The sequence below is a fragment of the Burkholderia sp. A2 genome, assembly GCF_001729305.1.
GTDB classification, from domain to species: Bacteria; Pseudomonadota; Gammaproteobacteria; order Burkholderiales; family Burkholderiaceae; genus Burkholderia; species Burkholderia sola.
Genome location: NZ_LZXX01000096.1, coordinates 24,784 through 34,298, shown reverse-complemented (window position 1 = coordinate 34,298; position 9,515 = coordinate 24,784). Strand labels below are relative to the sequence as shown.

Here is a 9,515-nt window from a genome sequence, read left to right as displayed (position 1 = left end):
CGCGCGCATCCGCACGCCGGCCGACAGCGTCGCCGGGATTCGTGCGCTGTGGGCGCATGCGCCGGACGAGGTGCGCGGCTATTACGCGGTGCGGGCTGACGGGTCGTTCGAGCACGATGCGTTGCTGATCGACGCGCACTGAGCATGCGGCGCGCACTGCAGCGTTGCGCCGGCGCATGAAAAAAGCCGCGATACGCAGGAACGCGTATCGCGGCTTTCGTTATTACGGCCGGCGCCGAACACGCCCGGCGCCCGCGCGGCCTGCGGATCAGCCGGTGTTGCGCAGGCCGGCCGCGATCCCGTTGATCGTCAGGTGAATCCCGCGGCGCAGCCGCGCGTTGGTGTCACCCGCGCGGTGACGCTTGATCAGCTCGACCTGCAGGTGGTTCAGCGGATCGAGATACGGGAAGCGGTTCTTGATGGAGCGCGCGAGCAGCGGGTTGTTCGCGAGGCGGCCTTCCTGCCCGGTGATTTCCGCGAGCGCCTGCGACGTGCGCTCCCATTCCGCGACGATCCGCCCGAACACGTGCTTGCGCAGCTTGCGGTCGGACACGAGCTGCGCATAGCGCGACGCGACCGCGAGATCGGTCTTCGCGAGCACCATGTCCATGTTCGACAGCAGGTTCGCGAAGAACGGCCAGGTCTTGTTCATCTTCTTCAGCAGCGTCACGCGCTTCGCGCGTTCGGCGTCGTCCTGCGCGCCGTCGAGATAGGCGCTCACCGCGCTGCCGAAGCCGTACCAGCCGGTCAGCAGCAACCGGCACTGGCCCCACGAGAAGCCCCACGGAATCGCGCGCAGATCCTCGATCCTGCGCTGCTTCGGATCCTGCAGCTTGCGCGACGCCGGGCGGCTGCCGATGTTCAGCTCGGCGATCTCGGTGATGGGCGTCGACGAGAAGAAGTAGTCGGTGAAGCCCGGGGTTTCGTAGACGAGCGCGCGGTACGCGGCCATCGCCGAATCGGACAGCGTCTGCATCGCGGCCTCGAACGCGGGCAACTGTGCCGGTGCGTTCGATTGCGGCAGCAGCGACGCCTCGAGCGTCGCGGCGACGACCGTCTCGAGGTTGCGCCGGCCGATCGACGGGTTCGAGAACTTGCTCGCGATCACCTCGCCCTGTTCGGTCAGGCGGATCTGCCCGTTCACGGTGCCCGGCGGCTGCGACAGGATCGCCTGGTAGGTCGGGCCGCCTCCGCGGCCGACCGTGCCGCCTCGCCCATGGAACAGCCGCAGCGTGATCTTGCGCTCGCGGAACAGGTCGACGAGCGCGAGTTCCGCGCGATACAGCTCCCAGTTCGACGTGAGGAAGCCGCCGTCCTTGTTGCTGTCCGAGTAGCCGAGCATCACTTCCTGCTCGGCGCCCTGGTGCGCGATCAGCGCGTCGATGCCCGGCAGCGCGAAGTAGTCGCGCATGATGCGCGACGCGTCGCGCAGGTCGGGAATCGTCTCGAACAGCGGGATCACCATCAGGCTGTTGCGCGCGTCGCTGCCCGGCGCGCCGAGCGTGCCTTCGAGCAGGCCCGTCTCCTTCTGCAGCAGCAGTACCTCGACGAGGTCGCTGACGGTTTCCGTGTGCGAAATGATGTAGTTGCGCACCGCACGCGCACCGAATTGCGCGCGGACCTCGCGTGCCTTCTCGAACACGCCGAGCTCGCTCTGCGCGAGCGCCGAGTATTCGAGGTACGGCGAGCGCAGCGGGCGCGGATCGGCGAGCGCGGCGAGCAGCACGCGCAGCTTGTCTTCCTCGGCGAGCGCCGCATAGTCGGCCTCGACGCCCGCGCGCGCGAACAGCTCGGCGACCACCGCCTCGTGGATGTCGGAACTCTGGCGCAGGTCGATGCTCGCGAGATGGAAGCCGAACACTTCGGCCGCGCGCACGAGCGGCGCGAGGCGCGGCGCGGCGAGCGACGCGCCGTGGTGTTCGTCGAGCGACGCGGTCAGCACTTTCAAATCGGCGACGAACGCTTCGGAATCCTCATACGGGATCGCGCGCACCGGCGGCGCGCCGCGGCCCGCGCTGCGCACGGGCACCGTGCCTTCGCCGAGACGCACGCGCGCGCTCGCGGCGAGCCGCGTGTAGATACCGATCAGCGCGCGGCGATACGGTTCGTCGACGCGATGCGGCGACTGGTCGGGCGATGCTGCCGCGAGCGCCTTCACCGCGTCGTTCGCGCCGACCAGCAGGTTCGATACCGACAGCTCGGCGCCGAGCTTGTGCACCTGTTCCAGATAATGCTCGAGGATCACCGCGGCCTGGCGGTTGATCGCCTCGTCGAGCGTCGCGGCCGTCACGTTCGGGTTGCCGTCGCGATCGCCGCCGATCCAGCTGCCCATCTGGAAGAACGCGGGCACGCGGGCCGACAGGCCGTGCTCGGCGAGCGCGGCCTCGATATCACCGTACAGCGCGGGCAGCTCGTCGAGGAACGTCGCGCGGTAGTACGACAGCGCGTTCTCGATCTCGTCGCCGACCGTCAGGCGCGAGTCGCGCAGCATGCGCGTCTGCCACAGCGCGGTCACGCGTGCGCGCAGCATCGCTTCGTTGTACTGGCGCTCGCGCGCGGTCAGCTCCTGGTCGCGTTCGGCGAGCAGGCGCGCGATGTCGTGCTGCGCGTCGAGGATGCTCTTGCGCTGCACTTCGGTCGGGTGCGCGGTCAGCACCGGCACGATCAGCGCATCGTCGAAGAAGCGCTGCAGCAGGCGCTTCGACGCGTTGCCGGTGGTTTTCAGCTGGTCGAGCGCATATGCGACCGTGCCGGGCTGCGGCGCGGAGCCGGCCAGCGCGTGGATGCGGCGGCGGCGGTTGTGGTGACGGTCTTCCGCGATGTTCGCCAGGTGCGAGAAATAGCTGAACGCGCGCACGACGCTCACCGTCTGCTCGGGCGTCAGCTTGCGCAGCTTCTTCTCGAGGGTCTGCGCGGCTTCGCTGTCGTCCTCGCGGCGGAACTTGACCGCGGTCTGGCGGATCGTCTCGACGACGTCGAACACCGTATCGCCTTCCTGTTCGCGCACGACGTCGCCGAGCAGGCGGCCGAGGAAGCGGATGTCCTCGAACAGCGGGCGATCCTTGTCGTCGCGCGTGCGGGTGCCGGCCTTCGGCGCGACGGCATTGCGGGCGGCGGGGCCGGGGGCTTTCGTCGCGCGTTTTGTCTGACGTATCGGGTCTTTCGGTTTCGTTGCCGTGGGTTTCGTTGCCGTTTTCGCACGGCCGTTCGCGGCGGTGGCGAGCGTGCCCGTCGAGGCATCGGGGGAGGGCAAGGCAGCATTGCGGCGCGCCGTACGCGCCGATCCGGAAGACTTCACGATGGGTTTCCTTGGGAAAGCTCGAGTCAAAAGGAACTGCGGAAACTGCGGGAACTGCGGTCAAGCAACCAGCTACGTGCGGCACATCCGCACAACGGCGCCGCAACCCGCGCGGAAGCAGGCCGGGCGCAGGCTCGGGGCCCGGGCGGGCCGGGGCGTGCGTGCTACCATTGTTCGATCTTCAATCCCGTCCTTCGATGTTCCAGCAATGAATTCCGAGACCCCCGCGGCCGGGCCGCAGCAGGCACAGCCGCCCGCGACGTTGACGATTGCTTCGCGCGAGAGCCGCCTGGCGATGTGGCAAGCCGAACATGTGCGTGATGCGCTGCGCAAATTATATCCAGCTTGTGACGTGAAAATCCTCGGGATGACGACGCGCGGCGATCAGATTCTCGATCGCACGCTGTCGAAGGTCGGCGGCAAGGGCCTGTTCGTGAAGGAACTGGAGGCCGCGCTGGCCGACGGCCGCGCCGATCTCGCCGTGCATTCGCTGAAGGACGTGCCGATGGCGCTGCCCGACGGCTTCTCGCTTGCCGCGATCATGGAACGCGAAGATCCGCGCGACGCGTTCGTGTCGAACGACTACGCGTCGCTCGACGCGCTGCCGGCTGGCGCGGTCGTCGGCACGTCGAGCCTGCGCCGCGAGGCGATGCTGCGTTCGCGCTACCCGCATCTCGATGTCCTGCCGCTGCGCGGCAACCTCGACACGCGCCTCGCGAAGCTCGACCGCGGCGACTACGCGGCGATCATCCTCGCGGCCGCCGGCCTGAAACGCCTCGGCCTCGAAACGCGGATCCGTGCGCTGCTCGACGTCGAAGCCAGCCCGCCCGCAGCCGGCCAGGGCGCGCTCGGCATCGAGATCGCCGCGCACCGCGGCGATGTCGCCGCGTGGCTCGCGCCGCTGCACGACCCGCGGACCGCGCTTGCGGTCGAGGCCGAGCGGATGGTGTCGCGCGCGCTCGGCGGCAGTTGCGAGGTGCCGCTCGCCGCGCACGCAGTGTGGCGCGCGGGCGAGCTGTACCTCACGGGCCGCGTGTCGACCACCGACGGCAAGCGCGTGCTGACGGCCGACGCGTGCGGCGCGGTCATGACCGTCGCCGATGCGCTCGCGCTCGGCCGCGCGGTGTCCGACGAACTCGAGGCGCAAGGCGCGCTCGACATCGTCCAGGCGCTGCTCGCGGGCTCGCAGGCCGCGGGCAAGGGCGACGCCTGATGGCGGGCGGCGCGCGCGCGTTCACCGCTGTCCTGACGCGTCCGGACGGGCAGTCCGACGCGCTCGCGTCGCAATTGGCCGACGCCGGTTGCGACGTGCTCGAATTCCCGCTGATCGATATCGCGCCGGTCGACGATCCGGCGCCGCTCGACGCCGCGTTCGCGGCGCTGGCCGACTACGCGCTGGTGATTTTCGTGTCGCCGAACGCGATCGACCGCGCGCTCGCGCGGTACGACGCGATCTGGCCGAACGCGCTGCCGGTCGGCGTGGTCGGGCCCGGCAGTGTCGCGGCGCTCGAGCGCCGCGGCATCGCGGCGCCCGCGCATCGCGTGATCGCGCCGCAGGCGCCGGCCGACGGCGGCGTGCCCCATTACGATTCGGAAAGCCTGTTCGCGAGCATCGAGGCCGCGTTCGGCGGCGCGCAGGCGCTGGCGGGCAAGCGCGTACTGATCGTGCGCGGCGACGGCGGGCGCGAATGGCTCGCCGAGCGCCTGCGCGAGGCCGGGGCGGACGTCACGCTCGTCGCCGCGTACCGGCGCGTCGTGCCGGAGCCGCGCGTCGGCGCGTGGGAGCGCGTGCACGCGCTGCTCGACGGCCAGCCGCACGCGTGGCTCGTCACGAGCTCGGAAGGCGTGCGCAACCTGCACGAGCTCGCGCGGGCCCACCTGAACGATGCCGAGATCGACGCGCTGAAGCATGCGCCGCTCGTCACGCCGCACCCGCGGATCGAGCAGACCGCGCGTGCATTGGGTTTTGATAGGATTACGCTGACCGGCGCGGGCGATGAGCGCATCGTCCGCGCGTTTCGAACGATGGCCGACGAGGCCGTCCAACCGGCGACAGCCGCACCGGTGACTAAACGCATGACAGATACCAACGATTCCAAAAGCGTCGCTTCCCAGCCGGCCGCTGCATCCGCGCCGCCGTCCAGCCCTCCTTATCTCGCGCCCGAACCGCGTGCGCGCCGCGGCGGCAGCGCGGTGCTGTGGTTCGTCGTCGTCGTGCTCGGCTGCGCGGCGGGTGTCGGCGGCTACGCGCTGAACCGCAAGATCGACCGGCTCGACGGCACGTTCGTCGCGCGCCAGAAGGCGCTCGACGCGCAAGTGGCCGAAACGCGGACGAAGACCGAGCAGGCGCTTGCCAGCACGCACCAGGTCGACACGCAACTCGCGCAACTCGACGGCAAGCTCGCCGATGCGCAGAGCGCGCAGCAGGCGCTGCAGCAGCAATACCAGGACCTGTCGCGCAACCGCGATGCGTGGATGCTCGAGGAAGTCGACCAGATGCTGTCGAGCGCGAGCCAGCAGCTTCAACTGACCGGCAACACGCAGCTCGCGCTGATCGCGCTGCAGAACGCCGACGCGCGTCTCGCGACGTCGCAGAGCGCGCAGGCCGTCACGGTGCGCAAGGCGCTCGCGCAGGACATCGAGAAGCTGAAGGCCGCGCCGGCGGCCGATCTCACCGGCCTCGCGATCAAGCTCGACGACGCGATCGCCAAAATCGACGCGCTGCCGCTGTCCGGCGAGGCGATCGTGCCGCACGCGGCGCCGAAGGCCGCGCCGGACGACACCGCGTCGTCGGTCGCGGCCGGCGAGCCGCGCTGGAAGGTGTGGTGGCACGACTTCTCGGCCGGCCTCGGCCAGCAATTGAAGGGCCTCGTGCAGGTGCGCCGGATCGACAACGCGGACGCGATGCTCGCGTCGCCCGACCAGGGCTACTTCGTGCGCGAGAACGTGAAGCTGCGCCTGCTCACCGCGCGGTTGTCGCTGCTGGCGCGCAACGACAGCGCGATGAAGGCCGACCTGCACGCCGCCCAGGCGTCGCTGGGCAAGTATTTCGATCAGGCGTCGAAGGACACGCAGATCGTCGAGGATCTGCTCAGGCAGGTCGACGGCGCATCGCTGACGGTCGCGGTGCCGAACCTGAACACGAGCCTGAACGCCGTTCAGCAGTTCAAGAGCCGGGGGTAACGATGACGCTTCGAGGAATCGTCTGGCTCGCGGTCCTGTTCGCGATCGCCGCGGCGCTCGCCACCGTCGGCCGTTTCGACGCGGGGCAGGTGCTGCTCGTCTATCCGCCGTACCGGATCGACGTGTCGCTGAACCTGTTCGTGATCGCCATCGTCGTGCTGTTCATCGTCGTGTACGCACTGCTGCGCATCGTGCGCAACATCTGGCGCATGCCGCAGCGGGTCGCCGCGTATCGGGCGCGTTCGCGCAACGAGAAGGCGCAGGCGTCGCTGCGCGATGCGATCGCGAACCTGTACGCGGGCCGCTTCTCGCGTGCGGAGAAGGCCGCGCGTGAAGCGCTGGCCGTCGATGCGAACCTGGGCGCCGCGAGTCTCGTCGGCGCCACGGCCGCGCACCGGATGCACGAGTACACGCGCCGCGACGACTGGCTGTCGAAGGTCGACGCGCCCGAATGGCAGGATGCGCGGCTGCTTGCCGCGGCCGACATGCGCGCGGATGCGCGCGACGCCGACGGCGCGCTCGCCGCGCTGGCCGACATGCAGGCCGGCGGCAAGCGCATTCATGCGCAGCAGGTCGCGCTGCGGGCGCAGCAGCAACTGAAGAACTGGGCCGAGGTGCTGAAGCTCGCGAAGGCGCTCGAGAAGCGCGAGGCGCTGCATCCGGCCGCGGCCGTGCGGCTGCGCCAGCAGGCGGCGGAAAACCTGCTGCGCGAGCGCCGGCACGACCCGGATGCGCTGCTCGAAGTGTGGCAGTCGCTGTCGCCGGTCGAGCGCCAGTCGCCGCGCCTGGCCGATCTCGCGGCCGAACTGCTCGTGCCGCTCGAGCGCCGCAACGAAGCGCGCCGCATCGTCGAGGACGCGCTCGCGCACAACTGGGATGCGCGCCTGCTGCGCCGTTACCCGGACACGGCCGGCGCCGATGCGCTGCCGCTGATCCAGAGGGCCGAAGGCTGGAAGAAGGATCATCCGGAGGATGCCGACCTGCTGTTCGCGCTCGGCCGTCTCTGCCAGCAGCAGCAGCTGTGGGGCAAGGCGCAGTCGTTCCTCGAGTCGGCGCTGAAGCTGGCCGACAACGAGGCGCTGAAGGTGCGCGCGCATCGCGCGCTCGCCCGCCTGTTCGAGCAGCTCGGCGAAACCGACAAGGCCGCGAAGCACTACCGCGAAAGCGCGCTGGCGATCACCGTGGTGTGACGCTGCGCCGCGCCGCGCAAAAAGCCCCGAACGCCGATCGGCCTTCGGGGCTTTTTTTCGTCCGTCGCGAGGCAGCGGGGCGCGCGGCGCGTTACGCGCCGAGCCTGCGCAGCAGGTCGTCCTCGCTTGCGGCGAACCAGACCGATTGCCCGCGATTGCACTCGCGAACGAGCGCGCGCAGCGCTTCGCTGTGCGCGAGCCAACGGTCGATGTCGCCGACGACGCCGAGCCGGACGCCGTAGTTGGCCAGCTTTTGCAGCACGGTGCCGGCCAGCCTGCTGTCGAGCCGGAAGAAGTCGTCGTGCAGCGTGTCGGCGGGAACGGCGATCCAGTCGGCTTCATGCTCGTGTGCGAGCGCGACGAGATCGAGCGCGTCGCTTTCCCGCTGCACGAGGCCGGCGGAAGGATCGCGGACCAGCACACGGCTGCCGGCTACCTGAACGATTCGGTGGGGCATGCGGGTTGACTCCGTCGACATGATCGTTACGCGCCGCGCGTCGTCACTTGTCGACGAGCCGCTTCGGCACCGACAGCGCCAGCAGCCCGCCGAGCACGAGGAAGCCGGCCAGCATGTACATGCCCGCATCGTTGGTGCTCGTCGCCTGCTTGAGCCAGCCCATCAGGTACGGGCTCAGGAAGCCCGCGAGGTTGCCGATCGAGTTGATCATCGCGATGCCGGCCGCGGCGGCCGTGCCGCCGAGGAAGGCGGTCGGCAGGCTCCAGAACAGCGGCAGCGTCGTCAGGATGCCGATCGTCGCGAGCGTGAGACCGAGCATCGCGAGCGCAGTCTGGTGCGCCCAGATCACCGACAGCACGAGGCCGAGCGCGCCGATCGCGGCCGGAATCGCGAGGTGCCAGCGGCGTTCGCGGCGCTTGTCCGCGCTGCGCGCGATCAGGATCATCGCGACCACCGCGGCCGCATAGGGAATCGCCGACAGCAGGCCGATCATGAGCGTGTCGGTCACGCCCGTCGCCTTGATGATCGTCGGCAGCCAGAAGCCGACGCCGTAGAGCCCCATCACGAACGAGAAATAGATCAGCGCCATCAGCCAGACGCGCGGGCTCGACATCACGGCGCCGAGCGGCGGGTCTTCCTTGGCGGCTTCCTCCGCGTCGACGTTGCGGGCGAGCAGCGCCTTTTCTTCGTCGGTCAGCCACGTCGCCTTCACGATCCGCTCGTCGAGCGCGAAGAACACGAGCACGCCGGCGAGCACCGACGGAATGCCTTCGAGCAGGAACAGCCATTGCCAGCCGTGCCAGCCGCTCACGCCGTCGAACGCCTTCAGGATGAAGCCGGAGATCGGTCCGCCGATCACGCCGGACAGCGCGACGGCCGTCATGAAGAACGTCGTCATCCGGCCGCGCCGGTGCGCGGGATACCAGTAGGTGAGGTAGAGGATCACGCCGGGGAAGAAGCCCGCTTCGGCGACGCCGAGCAGGAAGCGCATCACGTAGAACATCGCGGGCGTCGTGACGAACATCGTCAGGATCGAGATCACGCCCCACGTCGCCATGATGCGGGCGATCCACACGCGGGCGCCGACCTTGTGCAGGATGATGTTGCTCGGCACCTCGAACAGGAAATAGCCGAAGAAGAAGATCCCCGCGCCGAGCCCGTACACGGTATCGCTCAGGTTCAGGTCGCTCGCCATCTGCAGCTTCGCGAACCCGACGTTCACGCGGTCGAGATACGCGACCACGTAGCACAGCAGCAGGAGCGGCAGGAGCCGCCACGACACCTTGCGATAGGTTGCTTCTTCGAATGCGCCGGACGAGCCCGGCAGCGATTGCGTCGATGTTGCCATGTTGTCTCCTGTCTAAGTTAGCGCGTAGCGGTTACCTGG

At 69.4% G+C, this 9,515-nt stretch carries 6 protein-coding genes and 1 pseudogene; 4 read left to right on the top strand and 3 right to left on the bottom strand.

Features of this window, described 5'->3' with window-relative positions:
• Positions 1–142, top strand: a pseudogene (locus A9Z05_RS17765) (SAM-dependent methyltransferase); the annotation flags it as partial.
• A 126-nt stretch (positions 143–268) separates the two neighbouring features.
• Here A9Z05_RS17765 and ppc read toward each other — a convergent pair.
• Complete coding sequence (ppc, locus tag A9Z05_RS17760) at positions 269–3,298, bottom strand: phosphoenolpyruvate carboxylase (protein ID WP_069619273.1); 3,030 nt, start codon at positions 3,296–3,298, stop codon at positions 269–271.
• 208 nt (positions 3,299–3,506) lie between these two features.
• Here ppc and hemC point away from each other — a divergent pair, with 208 nt between their 5' ends.
• From hemC to A9Z05_RS17745, 3 genes are read left to right on the top strand one after another with little or no spacing between them, the layout of a single operon-like run.
• Positions 3,507–4,511: a hydroxymethylbilane synthase gene (gene hemC, locus A9Z05_RS17755; RefSeq protein WP_069619272.1), complete on the top strand. Its 1,005-nt coding sequence runs from the start codon at positions 3,507–3,509 to the stop codon at positions 4,509–4,511.
• Positions 4,511–6,481, top strand: a complete 1,971-nt coding sequence (gene hemDX / locus A9Z05_RS17750; protein WP_069619271.1) for a fused uroporphyrinogen-III synthase HemD/membrane protein HemX — start codon at positions 4,511–4,513, stop codon at positions 6,479–6,481. Before hemC ends, hemDX begins: the two co-directional genes overlap by 1 nt.
• A 2-nt stretch (positions 6,482–6,483) precedes the next feature.
• Positions 6,484–7,671: a heme biosynthesis protein HemY gene (locus A9Z05_RS17745; RefSeq protein ID WP_069619270.1), complete on the top strand. Its 1,188-nt coding sequence runs from the start codon at positions 6,484–6,486 to the stop codon at positions 7,669–7,671.
• A gap of 91 nt (positions 7,672–7,762) precedes the next feature.
• Here the strand turns inward: A9Z05_RS17745 and A9Z05_RS17740 are convergent, their stop codons facing one another.
• Together A9Z05_RS17740 and A9Z05_RS17735 are read right to left on the bottom strand one after the other, a co-directional pair.
• Complete coding sequence (locus tag A9Z05_RS17740) at positions 7,763–8,128, bottom strand: DUF4180 domain-containing protein (protein ID WP_069619269.1); 366 nt, start codon at positions 8,126–8,128, stop codon at positions 7,763–7,765.
• A gap of 43 nt (positions 8,129–8,171) precedes the next feature.
• On the bottom strand, positions 8,172–9,476 hold the full coding sequence (locus A9Z05_RS17735) for an MFS transporter (RefSeq protein WP_069619268.1): 1,305 nt from the start codon (positions 9,474–9,476) through the stop codon (positions 8,172–8,174).
• Positions 9,477–9,515: the final 39 nt, after the last annotated feature.